The organism is Curtobacterium sp. PhB137, assembly GCF_003814955.1.
Lineage (GTDB): Bacteria > Actinomycetota > Actinomycetes > Actinomycetales > Microbacteriaceae > Curtobacterium.
On sequence record NZ_RKQO01000012.1, the window covers coordinates 15,921 to 39,063 of the forward strand.

Annotated in this window: 25 protein-coding genes; 14 read left to right on the top strand and 11 right to left on the bottom strand. The window is 67.0% G+C overall.

Annotation, left to right across the window (positions count from 1 at the left end; all coding sequences use genetic code 11):
- The first annotated feature begins 8 nt into the window (after window positions 1-8).
- Both EDF28_RS18850 and EDF28_RS18855 read left to right on the top strand, forming a co-directional pair.
- Window positions 9-335, top strand: a complete 327-nt coding sequence (locus EDF28_RS18850; RefSeq protein WP_123939427.1) for a hypothetical protein — start codon at window positions 9-11, stop codon at window positions 333-335.
- Window positions 325-1,914, top strand: a complete 1,590-nt coding sequence (locus EDF28_RS18855; protein ID WP_123939428.1) for a glycoside hydrolase family 32 protein — start codon at window positions 325-327, stop codon at window positions 1,912-1,914. Before EDF28_RS18850 ends, EDF28_RS18855 begins: the two co-directional genes overlap by 11 nt.
- Before the next feature lie 889 nt (window positions 1,915-2,803).
- Here EDF28_RS18855 and EDF28_RS18860 read toward each other — a convergent pair.
- Entirely contained in the window at window positions 2,804-3,274 is a 471-nt protein-coding gene (locus EDF28_RS18860) for an AAA family ATPase (protein WP_185094306.1), read from the bottom strand.
- A 437-nt stretch (window positions 3,275-3,711) separates the two neighbouring features.
- On the opposite strand from EDF28_RS18860, the gene EDF28_RS18865 reads away from it, so the two are divergent.
- From EDF28_RS18865 to EDF28_RS18885, 5 genes are all read left to right on the top strand, one after another.
- Window positions 3,712-4,233, top strand: coding sequence for a hypothetical protein (locus EDF28_RS18865; RefSeq protein WP_123939430.1), 522 nt, complete (start codon window positions 3,712-3,714; stop codon window positions 4,231-4,233).
- A gap of 77 nt (window positions 4,234-4,310) precedes the next feature.
- The gene (locus tag EDF28_RS18870; protein ID WP_123939431.1) at window positions 4,311-4,640 is read left to right on the top strand and encodes a hypothetical protein; all 330 of its coding nucleotides are present in this window, start codon (window positions 4,311-4,313) and stop codon (window positions 4,638-4,640) included.
- 94 nt (window positions 4,641-4,734) lie between these two features.
- Window positions 4,735-4,947 (top strand): hypothetical protein, encoded by a 213-nt coding sequence (locus EDF28_RS18875; protein ID WP_123938075.1) that lies wholly within the window; start codon window positions 4,735-4,737, stop codon window positions 4,945-4,947.
- Window positions 4,948-5,245: 298 nt separating this feature from the next.
- On the top strand, window positions 5,246-7,711 hold the full coding sequence (locus tag EDF28_RS18880) for a hypothetical protein (RefSeq protein WP_123939432.1): 2,466 nt from the start codon (window positions 5,246-5,248) through the stop codon (window positions 7,709-7,711).
- 421 nt (window positions 7,712-8,132) lie between these two features.
- The gene (locus EDF28_RS18885) at window positions 8,133-8,918 is read left to right on the top strand and encodes a LysR substrate-binding domain-containing protein (protein WP_185094307.1); all 786 of its coding nucleotides are present in this window, start codon (window positions 8,133-8,135) and stop codon (window positions 8,916-8,918) included.
- Between the two features lie 123 nt (window positions 8,919-9,041).
- Here EDF28_RS18885 and EDF28_RS18890 read toward each other — a convergent pair whose 3' ends face one another.
- Window positions 9,042-9,977, bottom strand: coding sequence for an alpha/beta hydrolase (locus tag EDF28_RS18890; RefSeq protein ID WP_123939434.1), 936 nt, complete (start codon window positions 9,975-9,977; stop codon window positions 9,042-9,044).
- Between the two features lie 125 nt (window positions 9,978-10,102).
- On the opposite strand from EDF28_RS18890, the gene EDF28_RS18895 reads away from it, so the two are divergent.
- Entirely contained in the window at window positions 10,103-10,513 is a 411-nt protein-coding gene (locus tag EDF28_RS18895) for a MarR family winged helix-turn-helix transcriptional regulator (RefSeq protein WP_123939435.1), read from the top strand.
- A 195-nt stretch (window positions 10,514-10,708) separates the two neighbouring features.
- Here EDF28_RS18895 and EDF28_RS18900 read toward each other — a convergent pair whose 3' ends face one another.
- Window positions 10,709-11,269 (bottom strand): TetR/AcrR family transcriptional regulator, encoded by a 561-nt coding sequence (locus tag EDF28_RS18900; protein ID WP_123939436.1) that lies wholly within the window; start codon window positions 11,267-11,269, stop codon window positions 10,709-10,711.
- A gap of 81 nt (window positions 11,270-11,350) precedes the next feature.
- On the opposite strand from EDF28_RS18900, the gene EDF28_RS18905 reads away from it, so the two are divergent.
- Complete coding sequence (locus EDF28_RS18905; RefSeq protein ID WP_123939437.1) at window positions 11,351-12,592, top strand: FAD-dependent monooxygenase; 1,242 nt, start codon at window positions 11,351-11,353, stop codon at window positions 12,590-12,592.
- Window positions 12,593-12,600: 8 nt separating this feature from the next.
- Here EDF28_RS18905 and EDF28_RS18910 read toward each other — a convergent pair whose 3' ends face one another.
- Window positions 12,601-13,086, bottom strand: coding sequence for a GNAT family N-acetyltransferase (locus EDF28_RS18910; RefSeq protein WP_123939438.1), 486 nt, complete (start codon window positions 13,084-13,086; stop codon window positions 12,601-12,603).
- A 110-nt stretch (window positions 13,087-13,196) separates the two neighbouring features.
- On the opposite strand from EDF28_RS18910, the gene EDF28_RS19375 reads away from it, so the two are divergent.
- Entirely contained in the window at window positions 13,197-13,352 is a 156-nt protein-coding gene (locus EDF28_RS19375; protein ID WP_185094308.1) for a hypothetical protein, read from the top strand.
- A 185-nt stretch (window positions 13,353-13,537) separates the two neighbouring features.
- Here EDF28_RS19375 and EDF28_RS19380 read toward each other — a convergent pair whose 3' ends face one another.
- Window positions 13,538-14,080 (bottom strand): VanZ family protein, encoded by a 543-nt coding sequence (locus EDF28_RS19380; RefSeq protein ID WP_185094309.1) that lies wholly within the window; start codon window positions 14,078-14,080, stop codon window positions 13,538-13,540.
- Window positions 14,081-14,193: 113 nt separating this feature from the next.
- Window positions 14,194-14,568, bottom strand: coding sequence for a hypothetical protein (locus EDF28_RS19385; RefSeq protein WP_159572012.1), 375 nt, complete (start codon window positions 14,566-14,568; stop codon window positions 14,194-14,196).
- A gap of 82 nt (window positions 14,569-14,650) precedes the next feature.
- Here EDF28_RS19385 and EDF28_RS18920 point away from each other — a divergent pair, with 82 nt between their 5' ends.
- Complete coding sequence (locus EDF28_RS18920; protein ID WP_185094310.1) at window positions 14,651-15,082, top strand: hypothetical protein; 432 nt, start codon at window positions 14,651-14,653, stop codon at window positions 15,080-15,082.
- A gap of 130 nt (window positions 15,083-15,212) precedes the next feature.
- On the opposite strand, the gene EDF28_RS18925 is transcribed toward EDF28_RS18920, so the two are convergent.
- Genes EDF28_RS18925 through EDF28_RS18940 form a run of 4 tightly spaced genes read right to left on the bottom strand, consistent with a single transcriptional unit; the run spans window position 15,213 to window position 18,558 of the window.
- On the bottom strand, window positions 15,213-15,869 hold the full coding sequence (locus EDF28_RS18925) for an ABC transporter ATP-binding protein (protein WP_185094311.1): 657 nt from the start codon (window positions 15,867-15,869) through the stop codon (window positions 15,213-15,215).
- 2 nt (window positions 15,870-15,871) lie between these two features.
- Window positions 15,872-17,164: a hypothetical protein gene (locus tag EDF28_RS18930; protein WP_123939442.1), complete on the bottom strand. Its 1,293-nt coding sequence runs from the start codon at window positions 17,162-17,164 to the stop codon at window positions 15,872-15,874.
- Window positions 17,152-18,057, bottom strand: coding sequence for a hypothetical protein (locus EDF28_RS18935; RefSeq protein WP_123939443.1), 906 nt, complete (start codon window positions 18,055-18,057; stop codon window positions 17,152-17,154). Before EDF28_RS18935 ends, EDF28_RS18930 begins: the two co-directional genes overlap by 13 nt.
- Before the next feature lie 57 nt (window positions 18,058-18,114).
- A complete protein-coding gene (locus tag EDF28_RS18940) occupies window positions 18,115-18,558 on the bottom strand; it encodes a hypothetical protein (protein ID WP_123939444.1) in 444 nt (147 codons plus the stop codon).
- A gap of 206 nt (window positions 18,559-18,764) precedes the next feature.
- Here EDF28_RS18940 and EDF28_RS18945 point away from each other — a divergent pair, with 206 nt between their 5' ends.
- The 3 genes from EDF28_RS18945 (at window position 18,765) to EDF28_RS18955 (ending at window position 21,982) form a co-directional block, all read left to right on the top strand.
- Complete coding sequence (locus EDF28_RS18945) at window positions 18,765-19,820, top strand: alpha/beta hydrolase (RefSeq protein WP_123939445.1); 1,056 nt, start codon at window positions 18,765-18,767, stop codon at window positions 19,818-19,820.
- A 90-nt stretch (window positions 19,821-19,910) separates the two neighbouring features.
- Window positions 19,911-20,771, top strand: coding sequence for a mannosyl-3-phosphoglycerate phosphatase (locus EDF28_RS18950; protein ID WP_123939446.1), 861 nt, complete (start codon window positions 19,911-19,913; stop codon window positions 20,769-20,771).
- A complete protein-coding gene (locus EDF28_RS18955; RefSeq protein ID WP_123939447.1) occupies window positions 20,768-21,982 on the top strand; it encodes a glycosyl transferase in 1,215 nt (404 codons plus the stop codon). Before EDF28_RS18950 ends, EDF28_RS18955 begins: the two co-directional genes overlap by 4 nt.
- 88 nt (window positions 21,983-22,070) lie before the next feature.
- On the opposite strand, the gene EDF28_RS18960 is transcribed toward EDF28_RS18955, so the two are convergent.
- Window positions 22,071-23,114, bottom strand: a complete 1,044-nt coding sequence (locus tag EDF28_RS18960; protein WP_123939448.1) for an LLM class flavin-dependent oxidoreductase — start codon at window positions 23,112-23,114, stop codon at window positions 22,071-22,073.
- Between the last annotated feature and the right edge of the window lie 29 nt (window positions 23,115-23,143).

Sequence of the window (23,143 nt, forward strand, 5' to 3'; positions counted from 1 at the left end):
GAAGCACCGTGGACGTCGAGAAAATGCTCGTCATCGCCGCCATCGCCGGGTTCTGTCTCGGACCGGCTCGCCTCGCCACCCACACCAAACAGCTCACCGCTCTCCTGCGTCAGCTGCGGGGATGGGCTGACACGACCAAAGCGCAGATCGAAGAGCAGACCGGGGTCGACATCGACTGGTCCGAACTCGATCCGCGCCGCTACGACCCGCGCCGCATCATCCGCGACGCGCTCACGCAACCTCCGACACCACACGAACCCACTGCAGGACCAACGGCGCTTACCCACACTGCAGGACCAACCAACCCCCGAACCGGAGTCAACGATGACATCTGAATTCCACCGCCGAACCCTCTTCCAGGGCGCCGGCATCGGCGCCCTGGCGCTCTTCGCCACAGCAGCGCCCGCTGAAGCCGCGCAGGCTGCCACCGCGGGATCCGCCTCCACCACAACCACAGCAGCGACCTCCTTCCGGGCGAAGTACCACATGACCCCGCCCTCAGGGTGGCTCTCCGACCCGCAGCGACCGGTATTCACACGGGGCGCCTACCAGCTGTACTACCTGCACTCCGACGTCGACAACGGGGACGGCGGATGGGACCACGTCTCCACCACAGACGGCATCAACTTCACCTTCCAGGGCACCGTCATCCCCCTGCAAACCGGCCTGCCCACCTGGACCGGTTGCACCCTGATCGACACCAACAACACCGCCGGCTACGGCGCCGGTGCCGTCATCGCGCTGGCCACCCGCCCCACCGGAGGCGTGCGGAAGTACCAGGAGCAGTACCTCTTCTACTCCACCGACGGCGGCTTCACCTTCACCGCCCGACCTAACCCCGTCATCGTCAACACCGACGGGCGTACCGCCACCACCGACGCGCAGATTTCCAACGCGGAGTGGTTCCGCGACCCCAAGGTGGCCTGGGACGACGTCCGCAACGAATGGGTCTGCGTCATCGGGCGGCAGCGTTACGCCGCGTTCTACACGTCAAAGAACCTCATCGACTGGACACTGCAGCACAACTTTGACTACCCCGACCACAACCTCGGTGGCATCGAGTGCCCCGACCTCTTCCAGATCACAGCAGATGACGGCACCAAGCACTGGGTCCTTGCCGGCAGCATGGACGCTTACAACGAGGGGCTGCCCTGCACGTACGCGTACTGGACCGGCTCGTGGAACGGCACCACGTACACCGCGGACAACCTCACACCGCAATGGCTCGACTGGGGATGGGACTGGTACGCGGCAGTCACCTGGCCTGCCAACGAAGCGCCGACAACGAAGCGGTACGGCCTCGGCTGGACGAACAACTGGAAGTACGCGAACCGGCAGGTCCCCACCGACGCATCCGACGGGTACAACGGCCAGAACTCGATCGTCCGCGAGATCACGCTGCAGAAGCAGACCGATGGTCGCTACACGCTGCTCAGCGCACCGATCGCGGCGCTCAAGGGCACCGCGAAGCGGACCGTGGCGATCACGAACCAGACCGTCAACGGTTCAGTGGTCTTGCCCTACAACGGCCGCGCGTACGAGATCGAGCTCGACGCCACCTGGACTAACGCCACCAACGTCGGAGTCTCGGTAGGACGCTCGGCGGACGGGGCGCGACACACCAACATCGGCAAGTACGGGAGCGACCTATACGTCGACAGGGCCCCGTCCGACCGTGCAGGATTCGCACTGACGCCCTACACCCGTGCCGCAGCGCCCATCGACCCCGCCGCCCGCGCCGTGCACCTCCGGATCCTCGTCGACACGCAAAGCGTCGAGGTGTTCGTCAACGCCGGCTACACCGTGCTCTCGAATCAGGTGAACTTCGACGCCGGCGACACGGGCATCTCGCTTTACTCCGACGGCGGCACCGCAACCTTTTCCAACATCACCATCCGCGAATACGGAAGCTAGCGCGCGCAGGGCGGAAGGCAGCAGTTGCCTTCCGCCCTGGGCTGCTTCTTCGCTGCCTGCTAGACGGTCGATTACCGGACGCATTCGGCACGCAGCTCCTCGCCCTCTCGGCCATGATTCGCCCTAATCGGTCTGGCAGGCTGAAGGCGTGAGGGGTGGGATGCGGGAGCGAGTGATCGTTTGGGCCCTGCCGGGCGCTGCTATCGTGCTCTTGGCTGCGTGTGCTCTCTTATGTGTGGTCGTGTACCTGCACTTTGCCCGAATGGACGCCGCGTTCCCGGCAGACGGCCGAGGGGTGCCTCGAGCCCGAGCCCCGGAAGTCGTGGGTGCCACTGAGTTTCTGCGCCTCACGTGGATCACCTCGCTCCCGGTCGCCGTCGCGGCCACGCTCCTGGCCTCCGCGGCTCAGGACCGGTTCTACGCCGAAGGGGCTGCTCGCACGTTCGCTCAGATCGCCACTCTCATCGGGGTCGCCGGGTGTATCGGGGGCGTGGTTCTCGCCGTACTCGGATTCCTCTGGATCCTCACGACGTAGCGGGGCACCTCCGGCCCTGCACATCGTTCGGTTGACGATCGGTCAACGGATCCGCGAGAGCTACCATGCAACTCATGGGGGTCATTGAAGCATTCGGCGGGGCTGTGCTCGTCGCCGCCTGCATCGGCGTCGTCGTGGTCGTCTCCGTGCTAGTACGCGAACTTGGATCAAAGTGGTGGCGTCTCGTGAGAGCGGACGCGCGCGCTCGACGGAACCGACGGACGTCCCGCTGAGCGATGGTCGACTAGGACGACGAGATAAGTGCAGGTCGAAGCGGAGGATGACGAGCGGTGCATGGTGACGGCTCGATCGTGCGGGTGGGCTGACGCCCGTCGAGGCACGACACGGCACGGGTCACGGTGTGGTCAGTGCCAGTAGGTCGTTGGCGACGACGACGGGAGCGCGTTCCGCGTCGATGACGTGGTCGAACAGAGCCAGGCGGCCCAACTCGGCGATTTGCGCCCGGTTGTCCTCGGCCCACTCCTCATTGCTCCAGCCTTCCTCACGCTGGCGTTGGCGGTGGCGACGCCGCAATTCTTCACTCGACACCTCAAGCAGAACGGTCGTGAAGCCGGCGTCGCGCAGCGCACGCACGTCGTCCGGGTCGAACGTGGAATGGAGCAAAACCACGTCGGATAGGGCCGCGGCAGCGGCCAGGGCCCGCGGGGCGATGACCGTCTTCCTCGTCGCAATGTCGGGATAGACACCGCCGTTTAGCCGGGTCAGTTCGTCGTCGAGGTCCACGATCGTGCTCGTCGTCGACCGCAAGTGACGTGCGATAGTCGTTTTCCCTGAGGCGAGGGGGCCGATGACGAGGAGCTTCACGTAATCAGTGTCGTGCACTCGCGCAATGTGTGTTTGGTCGTCCGGGAGCCGATCGTTGAGCGGCGTCGAACCCGTTGTTCCGCGGGCCCTGCGTCAGCTGCTCGGCCCCGGCATCAACGAGGCCGCAGCCGGAACGTTCGACGGGTCAGCGGTGCGGCTGTCGCAACACGACATGGTCGACGCAGGTTTCGGTAGCTACGAGCCGTTCCCGTATGCATCAGACTCGGAAATTACGAGCGGCCTTCCTGTCGCTCGCCTGGTCGCCGTTCACCGCCGACCGTTAGCCGATAGGGCAACGAGACGCGCATACCCGAGCAGCCCGACGCCCCGCTAGCTACCTCTGGCCATGGTGCGGGTTGGCCTTCGGCTGTGTTGCTCGGGACACATGCTGACGGGCGGTGACTGCTCGGCGATGGTTCAACCCCTACGGTGGCGGGGTGGAAGAGGTACGCAGTCCGAGCCTCACGCGGCTGCTCGCCACCCTCGCGGCCTTGCTGGTCCTGGTGGGCGCGCTCGTCGTCGGCGCGATCGCCGTCGTCGGTGCTGCAGCCCAGACCGCGCTCGGTCCCTCGCGAACCTCGAACGGCAGCACCTGCAGTCCGCTCGGAGGTGAGTGCAGCCGGCTCTCGCGATCTGCTATCGAACAGATGGTCGGAATTGCGCTCCCGGAAGGTGCCCAATTCGTCTCCTCCGGAAGCCGGGACCTCTTCAAGGCGTCCGAGGCGTGGGCGGTGACGTGCGTCCCGGAAGCGGAGCGTCTCTTCGCTGAGGCCGAGGCAGACGGCTTCGCTCCCCGCGCGCCCTCCGACTACCCCGAACGCCACGACTGGTCCGATAAGCAGCCCACGGACATCGAAGTACACCGGGATGCGGACCTCGGGGCTGATCAGTGGCTCCAGCTCGGCGGCGACTGCCCGGGCGGCTCGTACGTCTACCTCGGCCGCTTCCTCGACAAGTGATGGTGTCGCGGAGCTCGAGCCAGAGCGGAGTCGCAAGGTTGACGTGGATCCTGCCAAGCGCGGCCCTCGTCCTCCTCGTGATGCAGATCATCGCCTGCGTCATAGCCGACCTTCACCTGGCTCCGATTGAGACTGCGTGGGAGGCTGACCCTGGTCGCCTCCGCGGTGTCTTGCATGCTCGTCCGGCCGATGTCAGCTCGGCGAGGCAGACTCTCGCCCTGATCTGGACGGCGACCGTGCCTGTGGCGTTGGCAGCGACGCTGCTGGCTGCAACCGCCATCGATCACTTCCGCGCGCAGGGCGCAGCCCACACGTTCGCGCAGGTGGTGACGATGGTTGGGGTCACCATCTCCGTCGCGGGTGTCGTCCTCGCGGTGCTCGGCGTCCTCAAGATCCAGAGTCCTTGATCCACCAGGACCTCGATCGCGCTTTCTGCCAACGAGTGTCGTCTCGGTGGGCGATCAGCTACCGGTCGCCGCGAGTGGAGGGTTGAATGCAAGCATGTTGTCCCGCCTGCCGCCTCGTGTGCTCGGCCTTGCAATCGGCGCGGGGGCTCTGGCCGCAGGACTCGTCATTGCGCTCATCGGCGCCGGCGTCGGGTACGTCGGGCTCATGGCCGGAGGGCTGGTCATCAGTGCGATGGGATTCCTGGCCGCGATCGTTGGTGCGATTGGCTTCGCACTGCACGGGTCCGCCCGATCCGACGGTGAGTGAACGGAACAATCCTGAGCCGACGGGAGTGTCCGATCGGCGATCGGCTATCGGGCTCGCGTTGGCGGCCTCGCTGGTCTTCGGCGGGTCTATCCGTTTAGTCGCTCGTGTCTTCCCTTCACTGATCCATCGCGGTTCTGCTTCCTGAGGGGTCGTTAAGCCCGCTGCGGTACTACCCGTTCTGATCGGGACTTTTGTGTTCCACCCCCAGATGGGTGTCACGCGTGGTCATTCAGCTGTCTCTTATGCTCGCGAGCTGACAGCGATCCGTGCTGTCAGCTGGACGTAGGGGGATTCGTCGTTGCTGCACGCTCAGCGCTCAAGGAAGCGCAGCATCGCTGCCGCGACCCTTGGTGCGCTGGCACTGATTGGTTCTCTGCTGGTGGCAACACCGGCAGACGCGCTGAACGACACCGGAACTGGCGGTGTGTTCGTCCCGTCGACAGGTCGCATCCTGGACACGGCGAAGGGCACTGGCGGGTTCAGCACGCCGATGGAGGCGGGAAAGTACCGCACCATCAAGGTCGCTGGCCTGGCGGGCCTGCCTGATGACGGCTCCGTCGGCGCAGTGTCGCTGAACGCGACCGTTGGCGCGTCAACCGGAAACGGCACGCTCATCGGCCGTCCAGACGCCGACTCGGGTCGCACGACGATGCTGATCTACAACGGCGTCTCGGGGGAGTACACCTCCAACAGCGCCACGCTCGCGGTCGGCTCGGACGGCACGATCCAGGTCATGACCGAGTCCAGCGCCCGGCTGATCCTGGACGTACAGGGGTACTACACCGCCAACACGGACGGCACCGCCGCTGGTGGGTTCGTCCCGGTCACGAAGCGGCTTGTCGACACGCGCTCCGGGACGGGTGCTGCGAAGACGGCAATCGCACCGGGGAAGAGCATCGACGTGCAGATTACCGGCGCGAACGGAGTCCCAGCTGGTGCGTCCGCTGCGGTGGTGAACCTGATGGCGGTGAACTCGACTGACGCGGACGGGTATCTCACGCCGTACGCGACCGGCGGGACGAAGCCGGCAAATTCGCTGCACTACGCCCCATCGGAGACGACGTCGGTGCAGGCGCAGGTGCCCCTGTCGGCAGCCGGCAAGATGACGATCGCCAATTCATCAACGACCACGAACCTGCTCGTCGACATCCAGGGGTACTTCACCGCCGCCGGTAAGGGTGGCGCCGTCTTCACGCCGTCCTACGGGCGTGCGTACGACTCGCGGGCGTCCGGGAACACGGCGCTGGCGAAGAACGAGACCCGGTCCATTCAGATCGCCGGCACCGCCGGCGTCCCGGTCATGGGCTCCGGCGTCACCGCCGTCACGCTGACGCTGATCGTCGCGCACGGCGGCAGCGCCGGCTACGCGGACGTTTATGCGGACGGGAAGACCAACCCGGGCACCACGGCAGTGAACTTCCAGCAGAACGAGATCCAGACCAACACGATCACCGTGCCGCTGGGCGCGAACGGGAAGATCGCGCTCCGCAACGCGGCCGACGCGACGAACTACGTCGTCGACGTCCAGGGCTGGTACTCGAACGTCACTGCACCGACAATTAGCTGCCCTACTGATTATCAGCAGTCCACCTGGACGGTGCATTCGGATGGATCTGACGTTGTCTGCAAGGTCACTGCGCCTCCGGCGGTGGACTCTGAGTCGTATCTCTTCACTCTCGTCGACGACAATGCTGACAACACTTTGCCCTTGACGGGTGCCAACGGCACCAACACCACGGTGACAGTCCCTGGAACCCCGGGCTGGCACCGAATTACGGCGATCACTGCGAACGAGATGGGTGACACGGAAGAGCAGGAGTACTCATTCGGTCTGAACATCGCTTCCCCAAGCGCAACGCTGCGAGCTCTTGAGCAGGCATCCCCCGAGGCGCTGATGGACCTCTCCACGATGACAGCGGCGACCTCTGGTTCCATCGCGCTGCAGAGCGACAGCGATGTTGCCGTCACCGTTCCGACTGCGGCGTCCACAGGGATCACTCTTGATCCCACGGCGACCGACTCTGCCAGCACGGTCGTGTCGGCAAACCTTCCGTTCGCGTCGAGCGCGGCTAAGGCTGTCGCAGAGATGAATGGCGTCGTGTCTTACGACAACAACAACGGATCGAGCACCGTCCCGATTGTTCACTCAGATGGATCGGTGCAGGTGGCTACGGTGATGGCCTCGGCGCAAGCACCGACTCGCTTCACATACCCACTCGCGCTCCCCGCGGGAAGCTCCATCAAAACACTTGACGACGGTTCACTCGTGCTGACCGACGGTTCTGGTTTCTTCATCGGATCGCTGAAGGCGCCGTGGGCCAAGGATGCGCGTGGTGCCGACGTCCCGACCCACTACGAGGTCGATGCAGACACTGTGACTCAGGTTGTCGACACGTCCGGTGTCGATGCGTTCCCGGTGGTTGCCGACCCTGATCTTTGGACCACCATCAAGAACGTCGCGGGCTGCGCCGCTGACCTTGCCAGCTGGGCCCTCCCCGCGGCGAAAGCTGTCAAGACGATCTCGAAGGTTAACAAGATCGTGAAGGGCTCGAAGAAGGTCATCAAGGCCTACAATCAGCTTGGCGGCAAGCTCGACAAGGTCATGAAGTCGTTGCAGAAGTACATCGCTAACAAGGCGAGTATGAAGAAGAAAAACCTGGCAGCCTGGACGACAATTATTGGCTTGGTCGGTTCGATGCTGTTCGACGCCCTCGGTATCGGCAGCTGTGTTGACCTGGCAAAACAATTGGCAGGTAAGAGTTGAGCGGCGAAACAGGACGGATTGATATGGCCGTACCGCGGAATGTGCGAGCGCAACTAGGTTTTCCATCGGCCAAACTTCTTCTGTGGTATGCGATTGCGGTCGTTTTGACGGCAGTTGTCGGAATCGTGCTTTGGAAGTTTTTTGACGTGTCAGTCCCGTTGTCTCGTTGGTTCTTTGCTGGATTGTCCGCATTTGGTCTGCTGTGGACCATCAACATCATGGTGACGGATCGTCGAGACACTGGCGACACCAACGACGAATCGGGTCTGTAAGACGGCTGCTTAGGCGGCCCGAGTGGAAGCAGCCGGCCACCCTTCGGGTGGCCGGCTGTCCTGCATGGGGGTGATTGGGGGAGGTCGATGGCGGGCCTCAAATACGCTGATTTCGCTGGTTGGGCGGAAGTGGTGAGGGCACCGGTACCGTGTCCGGCGAACTCGGCATCCGCGCCTGGTTCCTCGAACAGTCCGGCCTCTCCGACCAGCAAGTGGTCAGCGGCGTCCCCGGAGCGATCCGGGACGAGGTGCGGGCACTGGTGCTGCGGAGTGCTGCCGTCCTGGCGCCGGAGCGGGAGCTGCACCTCGGCGCGTTGCGGCGGACGTTCACGGTGCGAGCCCACGACGCGCTGACGTCGGCACTGGCGCCAATGCTGGTGCAGCGGGTCTCGGCGAGTGCGCCTGGGGTGCGGGTGCGGTTCCTCGGCGAGGCGTCCGGCGAGGACAACGACCTCGGACGAGGCGTGGTCGACCTTCAGATCGGGTCGACCGCGCCGACGTCACCGGCGATCGACCACGACGCCGCCGGTGCGGACGAACTCATCGGGGTCGCTCGGGCTGGCCACCCGATCCTCGCGGCACCCGTCGACCTCGACCGGTGGGTCGCCGTGCCACACGTGGTCGTATCGCGTCGAGGGCGACTGCGAGACCGCATCGACGAACACCTGGAGTCGATCGGCAGGTCGCGCACGGTGGTGGCTTCACTGGCTGCCACAGGCGCGGCAGTCGAGGTGGTCCGCGCCACGGACACGCTCGCAGTCGTGCCGGCATCCGTCGCCGCGCAACTCGGCGCCGACGTGGCGCAGTTCCGCCTCCCGATCGACCTGCCGCCGATACCGATCGTCCTCGCCTGGCACCGCCAGTTCACCGCCGACGTCGGCCACCAGTGGTTCCGAGCCCTCGCCCGCGACGCTTTGCTGACGAGGGGCGGTTAGGGGTACCTCCTGGTTAGCGTGCGCCGGGGCTGCCGATTGCGGCCGTCGACCGATACTTCAGCGGCCGTTGGGGTGCACGAGCGGCAGGCCCCCGACCGTTGGCAGCGCACACTGTCGGGGGATTCAGCCGGCGAGGTGCTCGCGGAAGAAGTCGTCGAGGGTGTCGGCTGCTTCGTCGACGTACGTCGGGTCGTCGTACAGCTCGTAGTGTCCGGCACCGTCGATGACGTGGAAGGCGACGGCGTTCGGTGCCTTCTCCCACAGGGTCAGGCCGTCGGAGTAGGAGAACGTTGTCCCGAGGCGGCCGCCGACGATGACCTGGAGGGGCTGGGTGAGGAGTTCCTCGACGAGGTTGAACGCGTCGTAGCCGAGGATCATGGCGTCGCTGGTGAAGTAGCGGCGGTTGGTGGAGTGCTCGTTGTACCCGCGCGGGGTCCGGTAGAACCGCACGGCCTCGAGCGTGTCGACGTCGGTGATGCCGAACGCTGCTGCTTGTTCCTCGGTGTCGGGGATCCAGATATTGCGGTCGATGTCCTCGCCTGCGGCTGCGGCGGTGCGCTTGACGCCGACGGCGTCGATCATCGCGATCGCGGAATCCTTGGAGGAGGTGTCGGCCTGGCGGAAGGCTCGACCGATGTTGACGGGCACGACCGTGCCGAGTGCCTTGATGCGGTGGTCGGTCATGGTCGCGCTGACCGCGTAGCCGCCTCCGGCGCAGATTCCGAGGGCGCCGATGCGGGAGTTGTCGACGTACGGCAGCGTCGTGAGGTGGTCGACGGCGAAGCGGATGTCGTCGACTCGGGCTGCCGGGTTCTCGAGGTCGCGCGGTTGGCCGCCGCTCTGCCCTTGGAAGCCAGGGTCGAAGGCGAGGGCGACGTAGCCGCGGTCGGCGAGGCGTCGGCCGTAGTTCGCGCCGATCTGCTCTTTCACGCTGCTGCCTGGGGTGGAGATGACGACCGCGGGGTAGGTGCGGTCCTCGCTGAAGCCGTCCGGCAGGTGCAGCTGGCCGGCGAGGTCGAAGGTGTCGTTGGAGAAGGTGGTGTCGTGCGTGGTCGACATGGCGGTCGATCCTTCCGAGGGGCCGAACGCCCCGGAGTAGACTGTTCGTCGGGCAAGGTTGTCCGAGACTACGAACGTTCCGTTTGGAACTAGTACAGAACTGTACCACTCACGATGGAGGTCCCATGCACGACTCCAGCGCGGCCCGGATCTGGTCGTTGAACCACCAGGTGCTGACCCGGGTGATGAACGACTGCGCTCCGGAGATCGAGGCGCTCGGGTTGGAGGCGAAGGAGTTCTTCGTCCTCGGCGAGATCGGCGACTGCCCGTACCCCGCCGAGCTCGCCGTTCGGCTCGTCCTGCCCAAGCCCAGCGTGACCGTGTACTTGAAGAACCTTGAGGCCAAGGGCTTCGTCCGCCGGGAGATCGATCCCACCGACCTCAGGCGGCACCGCCTGGCCGTCACCCCGCAAGGACTGAAGACCCTCGACCAGGCGCTCGAAATCCTCTCCGCGAAGTTCGACGAATGGCTCGTCCGCCTCGACCCGAACGAGCAGACAGAGCTCCAACGACTCCTCGCGAAATTGCTCAGCTAGTCGCGTCTCCCGAGTCGCAGACCCAACGGGCGCCGCCTGGCCAGCCGGGGTCGCCCCTTCCTCTGCTCGCTATCGAGAGGGAGTCTCGCCTCGATTTCTGTCGGACGACAGCAGCGCTCACCTCAATGGAGCGTGCGGGGTCCTCGAAGTCGGTTTGCCGCCGGGGGAAGTAACCGGTGGCAGCGACAGTTGGTCCTAGACGGTTCGGAGCACGGTGCTCACTAAACGTTCCGTGTCTTTGGCTGGGTCAAGTGGGGCGCCGAGTTGGGCCCAGAGATATGCCGGCGCGATCACGAGTTCGATGCACCTCATGCCGTCGATCGTGGTGACATCCGCGGCGTCGAGCATCGCCTGGAAGTCGTCGATTCGAGGCTTCACGAGCTCGCTGACCGCCTCGAGATCCGGCGCTGCCTGCGACGCGGCGAGGAGTGCCCGCAGTAACCCGAGCGCGTGCGGCCCGCGGAGGCTTGTGAGGAGTCGGCGGACGTACCCTGTGAGGTCGGCGCGAAGGTTGCCGGTCGCCGGGACCGGGGAAGCCTGCCGGACGTCGCTGACCATGACGTCGAGCAAGAGTGACTCGATTGTCTGCCACCGGCGGTACACCGTGGTGGCATGCACCCCGGCGCGATTCGCGACCGCGGGCACCGTCAGTTCTGCTTCAGGATCCGCAAGCGTCGCCCGGACCGCGGCGAGGACGGCTTCCCGCGTGCGAGCAGTGCGCCCACCAGGGCGACGAGAACCGGCAACTTCTGGCATAACCCCACCCTATTGCACAGTCAGCTGCGTTAGGTATGCTCCAAGCCACTAACGCAACGTAAGTTGCAAGAACGGAGCATCATGACCACCGCGCTCATCGTCGGAGCTGGCATCGCCGGCGACACCCTCGCACTTTGTCTCGCCCGCGACGGATGGGAGGTCACCGTGGTGGAGATCGCGCCCGCGCTCCGGACCGGCGGACAGACCGTCGACCTGCGCGGCGACTCGCGGCAGGTCCTCGTCGACCTCGGGATCATCGACGCCGCACTCGAGCACCTGATCCCGCAGCGCGGCATTGCCTGGATCCGCGCTGACGGCAGTCGGATGGCCGAGATGCCGGTCGAGGCGTTCGGTGGTCGCGGGTTCATCTCACGCGAGGAACTCTTGCGGGCCGACCTCGCACGTCTCCTGCATGACGAGGCGCGCGCGGCCGGTGTCGTGCACCGGTTCGCGGACACGGTCGACGCCCTCACGGACGCGGTCGAGGGGATCGATGTGCGCTTTCGTTCCGGGCGCTCGGGATCGTTCGATCTCGTCGTCGGCGCGGATGGAACGCACTCCCGAACGCGAGCACTCCGCTTCGGCCCCGAATCCCGCTACCGGAAGCCCCTCGGTCTGGCGCACGCCTGGTTCACCCTTGATGAGCAACCCGAGACGCCTCTGCTGGATGGTTGGGCGATGTCCTACAACGAGCCGGGTCGTCGCGGCCTGACCGCTCGGCCCGGCCATGACGGTCAACAAGAGGTCGGGATGACGTTCGCGGCGTCCACCGTGCCTCGCGATCGGGATGAGCAGCTCACTCTCCTCGGCAACGTGTTCGCCGGCACCGGGTGGCGTGCTGCCGAGTTCCTCCGAGCAGCACGAACCGCGCCGGACTTCGCACTCGACACGTACGACCAGATCCTCCTACCCGACACCTGGTCCGACGGACGCGTGGTCCTCATCGGTGATGCCGCGTGGTGCGCCAGCCCACTCAGCGGCCTCGGGACCGCACTCGGTCTTCGCGGTGCAGCAGAACTCGCACGCGCACTGCGCCAGCACGGCGTGCACGGAGATGCGTCCGGAGCGCGGATGGCCGCGGCGCTGCAGACGTTCGAAGGTGCCATGCGGCCCAGGGCCGCCGCAGCGCAGAAACTGCTTCCAGGCCGTGTATCCATGGTTGCTCCGAAACGCCAATGGGGCATCAGGATGAACGCCGTTGCGATGCGCATGCTCCAGACACGCGCCCTCCTGAGCGCCGTCGGGTTCGTGACAGGCAGCCGCGGCCACAATCCCGCCTCCGCCGAGAACGCCGCATCTTCACCCACAGCCGACGCGCGGTAAGGGATCGCCTACCGGGCAGGGCCGCCAGGCGCGGAGCGGAGAGCTGTGAGGTCGCGCATCCACGCCACTTCCCGCTCGAGCTGACCGGTTTCGGCAAAGCGGCGTACTTGCTGCGTGCCGGACAGCACGGCAGCGAGTTCGCCCCGGTCTGCCGGACCGAATCCGAGCTTCTGCCAGAAGGGCCCCGATCTGCGTGAGAAGAGCCACGCCCGCGTCGCGCCCAGGCTAGCTGCTTCCTCGAGGGCGAATCTCGCGAGACGGGTGCCGGCACCGGCGGCGCGCCGTGTGCTCGAGACTGCGACGCTCCGGATCAAGACGTCTGCACCGTCAGTGCTTGTCTCGTATCCGGTGCTGCCGACGATTTCGCCATCGTGGTCGCGCTCGACCCACACTCGCACGGCGGTCGAGTCGAGCCCAGCGATGGTGAGGTCAGCTTCGCTGAGGAACGCGCGGAGCTCCTGGACATCGTCGTTCGTCACCGGCGAGTAGGTCATACCTCATGCTCTCGCACCACGCCGCCCGGTCAAGGATCGGCTCCCGAGACCCACGTCCTTCGACCAACCGTGGGCCGCCCGGCTCCCGCTCGCGGACGTACCATCGAGGCGTGAAGTGGTTGGTAGGACTCTCCGCGATCCTGGGGCTTCCGTTCCTCGGACTCGCCGGGGTCGCGATCGCCCTCATCGCTTCTGCCCACGGAGACGTGGGCCGCTTCTCGAGGGATGCCTCTTCGCTGCTGGTGCTGCAGTGTGGGCCACGGTGATGGGCCTTGCGCAACGGGCAGGGGCCAATCGCCGGGCGGACGAAGCCATCGCTCGCAGTGCTCGCTGGGATGCCCACGAAGATCATCGCGAAGGATGACGTGGGGCACGACCTTGTCCGACAGGGATCCGCAAGTGCACGGCGCTCCGCAGCTCAAGCGGTGCGTGCTGCCCCGGCGGTCGAGCGTCAGCGGAACCGGTTCACGAGCGCGGCGACGATCGGGACACGTGTCAGCAACACGATGATCGCGTAGCCGATGACTCCACCGAGGGTGTTCCAGATGAAGTCGTTGACGTCAGCGACGTGACCACCGGAGAACAGCTTCTGCGCGGCGAGTTGCAGGAGCTCGATCGTCAGGCTGACGGCCGCGGAGGTGAGCAGCGCATTCCACCACCGCGGACGCCGCATGAGGAGCTGCAGGAGGACGCCCAGAGGCACGAACACCGCCACGTTGGTGAGCGCGTCCGCGAGCTCGTAGTCGTGGAACGGGATCAGCGCCAGCGCCGGTGCCCACGGCTCGTCGCGCGAGGTCGGGTGAAGGAAGATCGGGAAGACCGTGTTCGCGAGGATCCCCGCGGCATAGACGGCGATCGCGGCGGCGACGGCAACACGCGGCCACGTGAAGCGCCGTCCCCTGAGCAGGAGCGCCAGCTGGACGACGAACACGACGACACCGAAGGGAACGGCAACCGGCAGGACGGGGACTTCGCCGAACGGGTTGGAAGACATTCGGAGAAGCCTAGTGACGCTGAGCTGCTGCGGAGGACCAACGAGCGTCGACCGCCGTGATTGCTCCGTTTCGCCATTCGCCAGGACGCCGATCCGACTCGGTGCGAGCAGGACTACAACGGGGTCGCGATCTCGAGGATGGCGATCGACAATCCCGTCAACGCAGCCACCACTCCGAGTGCAGCGAGCGGGAACCACATGCCGAGACGGCCATTGCCGTACCGGCGGAGGCCCAGGAAAGCGCCGACGCCCACCGCGGCAATGCCTCCGAAGAACGAAAGGCTCGTGCTGCTGAACCAGGGTGCGTCCGAGCACCCCGTGCGTGGAGGTGTTGAGCAGAGCCCGTAGGCGTACAGGTTCTCGTTGAACACGTAGCCGGCTGAGATGACCACGGCGATGATCCCGACAACGATGAGAGCCCAGATGATGACCAGGTCGGCTCGACCAGCGTGCTCTCTCCAGGGTGTTCTTGCGAGGCGTGCCTTCATTCGATTCTCTCGATCGACGCTTCTCCGCGAGCGAATTCCGCGAACCGAAGCCGAGCCGAGCGTAGCGCCCTGGTCGGCTCCCGTGAGCTGGTCCTCTTGCGCATGCTCGGTTCGTAGCCAGAATGAGTTCGTGCAGATCGAAGAAGTGGACGAGCGGCACTACGGCGCCGAAGGCGAGCGCGACACGTTCGTCGTGCACTTCTTCCATGCGCCGAGCGGTGAGATGGTCGCGCCCGACTGGGACGCCACGAGTTGGTCGGTCAGTGTGATCCGCGTCACCGACGCGACGTACCGCGCGGCGTTCGCAGAAGCTCGGCGGATTGCTGCTGGCGAGACGTCGCCGACGCTGTTCTCGGTGTCCCTCGAGACCGCGGAGCCGAATGGCCCGGGAATCCTGCGTCTGTTCGGGACCGACCTCAACATGGAGGGCTTCGAGCTCGACCTCGATTCGCACGCGGCGAAACGGGAGATGTTCGCCGAGTTCTTCAGCCGCGACCGTACTGCGCACGCGTGATCGGGGATCTGGAGCGCAACCACTGACGGACGGGAGGCCCGATGCCAGCTGGCACCGTCCCTCCAGGCACGGCCGTCGCCCCGCTGGCGCGGTGCGCCGGTACCGGCTGGTGGGGCCCACCTCCCGTCCGTCACGTGCCGCGCGCGAGGAGCTGCTCGTGTTGGAGATGGAGTCGACGCCCGCATCGCTGTGCAACGCGCTCACTGTGGGTGACGATCACGAACTTGGTGCCTGCGTGCTGCAGCTGATCGAAGAGGGCGAGCACCTCGTCTTCGGTCGTCTCGTCCAGCGCGCCGGTGGGCTCATCGGCAAGGACGACGGCTGGGCGCTTCGCGATGGCCCGAGCAATCGCGACGCGCTGCGCTTCTCCTCCCGACAGTCGTCGTGGGCGCTTGCCGGCAAGGTGACCGATGCCGACCGCCTCGAGGGCGTCGTGTGCTCGGTCCGCCGAGTCAGCACGCGCAGGAACTCCGAGCCGGACGTTGTCGAGCACGCTGCGGTCACCGAGCAGGCTGTGGTCCTGGGTGACCATGCCGACGTGTCGGAGCCGGTGTTCCGCCATCCTGCGTGCGGTGCGCTCGAGCACATGCCCTTCATGTTCGTAGGTCCCCGTGAAGTCGGTGTCGAGGCCGGCGAGGACCCGGAGCAGCGTGCTCTTGCCCGATCCGCTGCGCCCGGTGACGGCTACGGAGCGATCGCCTTCGCGAAGGTCGAAGTGCAGTCGGTCGAACAGCGTTCTGGTCGATCCGTCGGGCTCGATGATCGTCTTCGAGACGTCGCGCAGCACGATCATCGTGGGGTACCCCTTCGGTGTTGGGTGGTCAGTTCGATGCGGACGGCTCGTCGGCTGAGTGCGCCGTCCACCACGCACCAGAGCACGAGGGCGGCACCCGCGCCGAATCGAGCCAGCGCGCTGTCGTTGGGGAGCACCGCGCTCGTCGCGAGGAACAGCCCGAGCGCGGCGGCGTACTCGGTGAGGCGGCTTGCGCGGAACAGCCGGTTCGTGCGGTTCGGGCTCTTCCCGAGGAGATGGTGCACCCGCGCGACTGGCGCTCGACGGTGATGGAGAAGTCGGTTGAGGAACGCCGTGACGATGGCCACACCCGCGGTGAGCACGACGAGCAGCGCGGTGACGAGCACCAGGTTGTCGTGGATGAGCTGGCGGACGAGGGAGAGCTGCACGAGGTAGGTCGGTACTCCGAGCAAGGTGTACGACCCGAAGCCGGTGTCGTCTCCGATCTCGTCGAGTCGCGCGACCACTCCACCGAAATCGAGGCTGCGATCGACGGCGAGGTCGGCGTTCAACACCTGGAACACGAGGCGTGCGAACAGCTCGGGATCCAGCCGGTCGAGTGCTGCTCGGTCGAGTCCGGCGAGTGTCGGCGGGTAGGGCACGATGACGGTGTCATCGAGGTAGTGGTTGGCCTCACCACGGAAGTACATGGCGCTGTCCGGTTCGAGGAACCCGATGACCTCGAGCTCCTGCTCCTGCAGGATGACCGCTCCGGTGAGTCGCTCTCCGAGCTCGTACACGCCGCGGTACTCGTTGCCGAGCAGCACCGGGATCCGCCCGGATCCCCAGTCGACGGCGTCCCAGACGATCGGCTCGCCGTCCTGCACGGAGAGCCCCGCGAACTCGTACGCGGTCTCGTTGAGCTGGATGGACTTGATGTCCTGCACGCTCCGTCCGGACTCGTCCTGGTACTTCCCGTTGAGCGTGTACTCGGTCCCGTAGCCGACGTCGAAACGATCGTCGCCGCGGAAGTCCTGGACGGTGACGGGTTGGTCGTACGAGGAGATGAAGTCGAACCCGGGCTCGTCGTCGATGCGATCGACGAACGAGGCGACTCCATCGAGCGCGTGCTGGTCTCGTCGGATCGCTTCGAACGCGTCCGGGTCGAGATCGTCGATCACCGTGTAGAGGTCGACGTCGGCATCAGCGGACAAGCCCTGGGCCACGGCCTGCGAGGTGGACTGGGCGAACGACGCCACGTTGTACCAGCATAGTGCGAGCAGCACGAGCAGGACGATCTTGGCGATGAGGATCGTCCAGTTGGACCGGAGGTCGTTCAGCAGTTCCATCGCCGGCTTCCCTGCCAGAAGGAGGCGACGGAGACGGCGAGCGTGACCGTTCCGACCGCGACGACGGCGACGGCGACGTCGAGGTCGAGGAAGGTCGTGTGCCGCGCGGCTGCCGCGCCCACGAATGCGGTTGCACAGGCGGCGGCGCTGACAACGCTGACTCTGGTGGTCGCGCTGCACAGGGTGGTCAGCGGTCGGATCCCAGTGGTGAAGCGGACGGCGGCGGTACGGAGCTCCCATCGTCCAGCCTGCAGGCCAGCCACCACGGCGATGAGCGTGACGACGAGCGCGCCGAGCGTGACCAGCACCGGCGACACGGCGTCGACGTTCGTCCTGCGGTTCGTGCCGTCGTCGATGATCTCGACGCTTCGGCCAGGGAACTGTGCGGTGTAGTGGCGGACACTGTCCGGGCCGTCCAGGAGCAGCCGCTGTGGTGATGCCGAGAACTGCGACGGATCTGCGAGGACCACGGCATCGGACAGCAGACTGTCTGCCCGGGCGCCGAGGCGTCCCACCACGGTGTACGTCGTGCCGTCGACGACGAGGTCGTCGCCGCGGACGGCGACGTCAGCGCCGACGAGAGCTTCGCCGCGACGCCCGGTCAGCGCGTGCCCGTCGTGCAGCGGAACGTCTGTCCATCGTCCCGACAGGATCGCAACGGCGCGGACCTGATCCTCGAGGTTCACGAACACCTTCGTTCCCGGTGCGAACGCGCCCCGGGCGCGCCTGAGTTCGTCGACTGTCGCGGTCACCCAGGCGCTCTGGCCGGTGCGGAGATCGTTGCCCTCCGCGGCGATGACACGTCGACGAGCGTCGAACACTCCGATCAGCACGGTCAGGAGCATGGCCAGCAGGAGCAGGCCGGCTGTCGCCGTGAGCTGTCGCTTCGTCACGTCTTCTCCTCACGCCGCAGTGGGTGCGAGCGACTGGCTCGCACCCACTGCGATGTGTCACTTGCCGTAGTAGGTCTTCGCAGAGCCGACACCGCTGCCGGGCTGGTTCGGCCGGTACGGCTTCCACGCGGTCACTGCTTCAGTGCCGGACTTGCCCCACTTCCGGCCAGAGTCAGCGATGATGCTGCTGCCGTGCTCGAGCCGCGCTCGCGTGTAGTGCTTCACGCCTGCCCAGGTCGTCCAACCGTGCGAGCGCTTGTGTGTCGTCCCGCTGATCGTCTTCTTCTCGGCTGCACCACGGTGGTTCACCGCGAACACCGACATCCCGATCCCTGCGCCGTTGATGGTCCCGGCGCCCTCCGACCATCCGCCGACGACCCCCTGCTCCTCGGCATCGCCCTGCGCATGTGCAGGGACCGCGCCGAGGAGCACCGTCCCGCCGACAGCTACTGCGGCGAAGCCGGCAGCAATCCGTCGAGCCTGCTGACCGATTTTGTTCATCATCGACTCCTCTCACTGAAACTGATGTTCAACAGTTCAGTGGTTAACGTTCCACATGGAGGTCGTCTTGTACAGCGGCGCGCGAACCGCAGGGTCGTGTGCACTACTGTCGTCCGCAGAGGGAAAAAATCCCGCGCTGCTCCGGCAGACGGGACCGCACACGCGTCTCACGGGAGTCGTCACTTCTTCATCGAAGGAGTGTGCCCGTGTCCGACACCATCGTCCGCCCGCCGTTCGACCCCGAACTCGCGACCTTCCTGACGGCGCTCGAGGCCCGTGGTCCGTTCACCATCACCGCGGAGATGCTGCCCCGTATGCGGCAGCTCGACGTGCCCGAGGACGTCCTCGACGAGCGCCTGCGGTCCCGCGGGTACCAGCGGCGGAACGTCACGGTTCCGGGGTACCTCGGTGACCCCATCGACCTCGCGATCATCGACCGCGTCGAGCGCACCGGTGCGGCCGGTGCGGCCGGTGCGACCCGTGCGACCGCCGCCGTCTACTCGATCCACGGCGGGGGCATGATGTTCGGCCACCACCTCGGGAACCTCGACTCGTTCGACGACTGGCTGCTCGACCACGACGTGGTCCTCGTCAGCGTCGACTACCGCCTCGCACCCGAGTACCCCGATCCGTACCCGGTGGAGGACTGCTACGCCGGTCTCGTCTGGGTCGCAGAGCACGCCGACGAGCTCGGCATCGACCCGACACGGATCGTCATCGCGGGGCAGAGCGCCGGCGGCGGACTCGCCGTGGGGACCGCCCTGCTCGCCCGTGACCGGCAGGGTCCCGACCTGATGGCGCAGATCCTCGTGTCACCCATGCTCGACGACCGCGACGAGACCGTCTCGACCCAGCAGATCGACGGCGTCGGGGTCGCCGACCGCCAGATGAACCGCTTCGCATGGGACGCGTACCTCGGACCACGCCGTGCCACCGCTGACGTCTCCGAATACGCCGCTCCGGCTCGTGCTGCAGACCTGTCGGCGCTGCCGCGCACCTACATCGACTGCGGCAGTGCTGAGGTCTTCCGCGACGAGGACGTCGCCTTCGCGAGCCGCCTCTGGGCAGCGGGGGTCGACGCGGAGCTCCACGTCTGGCCCGGTGCCTTCCACGGGTTCACGAGCATGATGCCCGGTGCCGCGATCTCGAGGACCGCGACCGCGGCTCTTGCGGACTGGACCCGACGACTGCTCGGCGATCCTTCGCCGGTCGAAGCCGGGACCGGGATCCGTAACGGATCCCGGAACGGAGCGTCTCGATAGCTGCCCCTGTTCACCAACCGGACTCCCACGCATGGCAGGGTGGTCCGGGGCACCGTCGCCCGCAGCCCACCCAGCCGCGAGCGGAGCACGATGCCACCACAGGACCTGATGGTCGTCACGGACCTCGACGGGACGTTCCTCGACCACCACGACTACTCGTTCGACGCTGCCCTGCCGATGCTCGAGCGGCTGCGTGCGGACGGCGTGCCGGTGGTGTTCTGCAGCAGCAAGACCCGGGCCGAGATCACCGCCCTGCAGCGGCGGACTGGTCTGCACGGGCAGGCGTTCGTCGCGGAGAACGGCGCGATCGTCGTCGGACCGGACGGCAACGTGACCACCGGCGCTGGCGCGGGCCCCGCGGACGCCGACCTCGCGCGTCTCCGCACGGCCCTCGACCGCACCCGAGCGGACCTGGACCTCCACTTCGCGACCTTCGGCGGCGAGACCGACGAGGCCGTCGCCGCCTGGACCGGCCTCGACCTCGAAGCAGCCGGTGATGCCCGGCGGCGCGAAGCCTCCGAGGTCCTGCTCTGGCACGCCGAGGACGACGACCGCGCCGACGCGTTCCGCGCAGCGCTCGCCGCGGCCGGCCTCGACCTCGTTCGCGGCGGCCGCTTCTGGCACGTCCTGCCCGCCGGGCGCGACAAGGGCACCGCGGTCCGCCTGCTCGTCGCCGACCACGCACGCCGCACCGGCACCGCTCCGCGCACCGTCGGGCTCGGCGACGGCCCGAACGACACGGCGCTGCTCGACGCCGTCGACCTGGCGGTCGTCGTCCGCGGCCACGGCCCGGCACCCGGTCCGCTCGCCGACGACCGACCCGAGCGCGTGTACCGCACGACGCACCCCGGCCCGCTCGGATGGAGCGAAGGCCTCGGACACCATCTCGAACACCACCTCGGACACCACCGCGAACAGCACCGCGAACAGCACCTCAGGAGCCACCGATGAGCGACTTCCACCAGAACGGCGTCATCACGACGTTCCACGACCTCGGCCGCCGCAGCACCGCGAGCATCGAGGACGACCTGCGGGGCTTCGCCGAGAAGCGGCCGATGAGCCTGATCCTGCCGGCGCTGTACTCGGAGCTCGAACGCCCGGCGCTCTCACGGATCGTCGACGAGCTGGCCGAGGCCGACTGGCTCAGCGAGATCGTGATCGGCCTGGACCGCGCCGACCGCTCGCAGTTCGAACACGCGCGGGAGTTCTTCGCTCGGCTGCCGCAGCGGCACCGCATCCTGTGGAACGACGGGCCGCGCCTGCGGGAACTCGACGCCGAGCTGGAGCGCGAGGGGCTGGCACCGGGGGAGCCGGGCAAGGGCCGGAACGTCTGGTACTGCACGGGTTACGCGCTCGCGTCGGAGCGCGCGGAGTGCATCGCGCTGCACGACTGCGACATCACCACGTACGAGCGGGGCATGCTCGCGCGGCTGTTCTACCCGGTCGCGAACCCGGCGTTCGACTACGAGTTCTCGAAGGGCTACTACGCCCGCGTCGCCGACGGCCGGATCAACGGTCGCGTCGGACGCCTGCTCGTCGGCCCGCTGCTCCGGTCGCTCCGCCAGGTCTACGGGGAGTCCGAGTACCTGGAGTACCTCAGCAGCTTCCGGTACCCGCTGTCCGGCGAGTTCGCGATGCGCGCGCACGTGCTGAACGGCCTGAAGATCCCGGGGGACTGGGGCCTCGAGATCGGCATGCTGTCCGAGGTCTACCGCGACTACGCGACCCGGCAGGTGTGCCAGGTGGAGATCGCCGACGCGTACGACCACAAGCACCAGCCCCTCGCCGAGGCCGACGGCACCGGCGGACTCGCCCGCATGGGGAACGACATCGTGCAGTCGCTGCTGCGGAAGCTCGCGACGATGGGCGTCCCGCTCACCTCGGACTCGTTCCGGGTGCTCAAGGCGACGTACTACCGGAACGCCCTCGACATCGTCGAGGTCTACCGGCACGAAGCGGAGATGAGCGGCCTCGGCTTCGACCAGCACGCCGAAGAAGCCGCGGTGGAGCTCTTCACCAAGGCGATCCTCGACGCCGGCGGCGCCTTCAGCGCGCGCCCGGACGACAAGCCGTTCATCCCGAGCTGGAGCCGGGTGCGCTCGGCGGTGCCAGACGTGCTCGAGCGGTTGCAGGATGCGGTGGAGGCGGACCAGCAGGACTGATCACGCGCCCTGGGCGCGACCGAAGGGCGGACGGGAGGCACGGCGCGAGCTGGCCACGTGCCTCCCGTCCGGCGGTCTGGCGCCGTTCTCAGGCCGCCGGTCGCGGCGCCCAGCCGAGTTGCGGACCCAGGTGCTCGGCGATGTCCGTGGTGATCTGCGCGTAGTCGTCCGGCTCGAACGAGAACGGCAGCGCGAAGGCGACCTCGGTGACCGCCTGGTAGCCGGCGTCGGCGCGCAACCGGTCCGCGATCTCCGCCGAGGTCCCCACGAGATCGGCGGCGAAGAGCATCCCCGCGGGCCCCATCGGCACGCCGACGCGGCCCGACCGGCTCTCGACGTAGGCGCGGTACCGTGCTTCCTGCTCGCGGGTCGCCGTGTCGGTCGGGATGACGACCAGGCCCTGCGAGACCCGAGCGGTGCTGGGATCGGGGTGGACGTCGAGGTAGGCCTCGATCTGTGCGCGCTGGTTGGTGGCGAAGTCCGTGCCGACCTCGCTGCGCGTGACGCTCGAGGTGAGCAGGTGGAAGCCGTTCTCGCCGGCCCAGACCGCCGACTTGGTGCTGCCGGTGCCGTACCAGATGCGGTCGGCGAGGCCGGTGCTGTGCGGCTGGACGGTGCTCGCGAACTCCTCGATCCCTCGGCGTTCGACGGTGCCGGTCGCGGTTCCGGTTCCGGTCACCGCTTCTCCGCGCACGAGGGCACGGAAGCGCAGGAGTCGGTCGTTGCCGAGGTCCTCGTGCTCGGCGGTGTCGGGGTAGATCGCGTCCTTGTAGAGGTCGAAGTTCATCGGGGTGCCGACCGAGAAACCGGGGTTCAGCCGCCCGCCCAACAGCACGTCGACGGTGCCGAGGTCCTCGGCGAGCCGGAAGGGGTTCTCGGCGCCGATCGGCGTGACGGCGGTGCCGAGCTCGATCCGCGAGGTCCGCTGCGACGCCGCGGCCAGCACCGCGACGGGGGAGGAGATGCCGTGCTGCAGGTGCCGGTGGCGCAGCCACGCGCTGTCGAAGCCGAGCGCTTCCGCACGCTCGATGACCCGGAGCGTGTCCTCGTGGCCCTCGGACGGTCGGGCGGGGTCGAACGACCCGATTGTCAGGAAGCCGAGCCGTTCCAGGGGAGTTCCGTCGAGGGGCATGCCTCGATCGTGCCAGACCACCGGGTGGT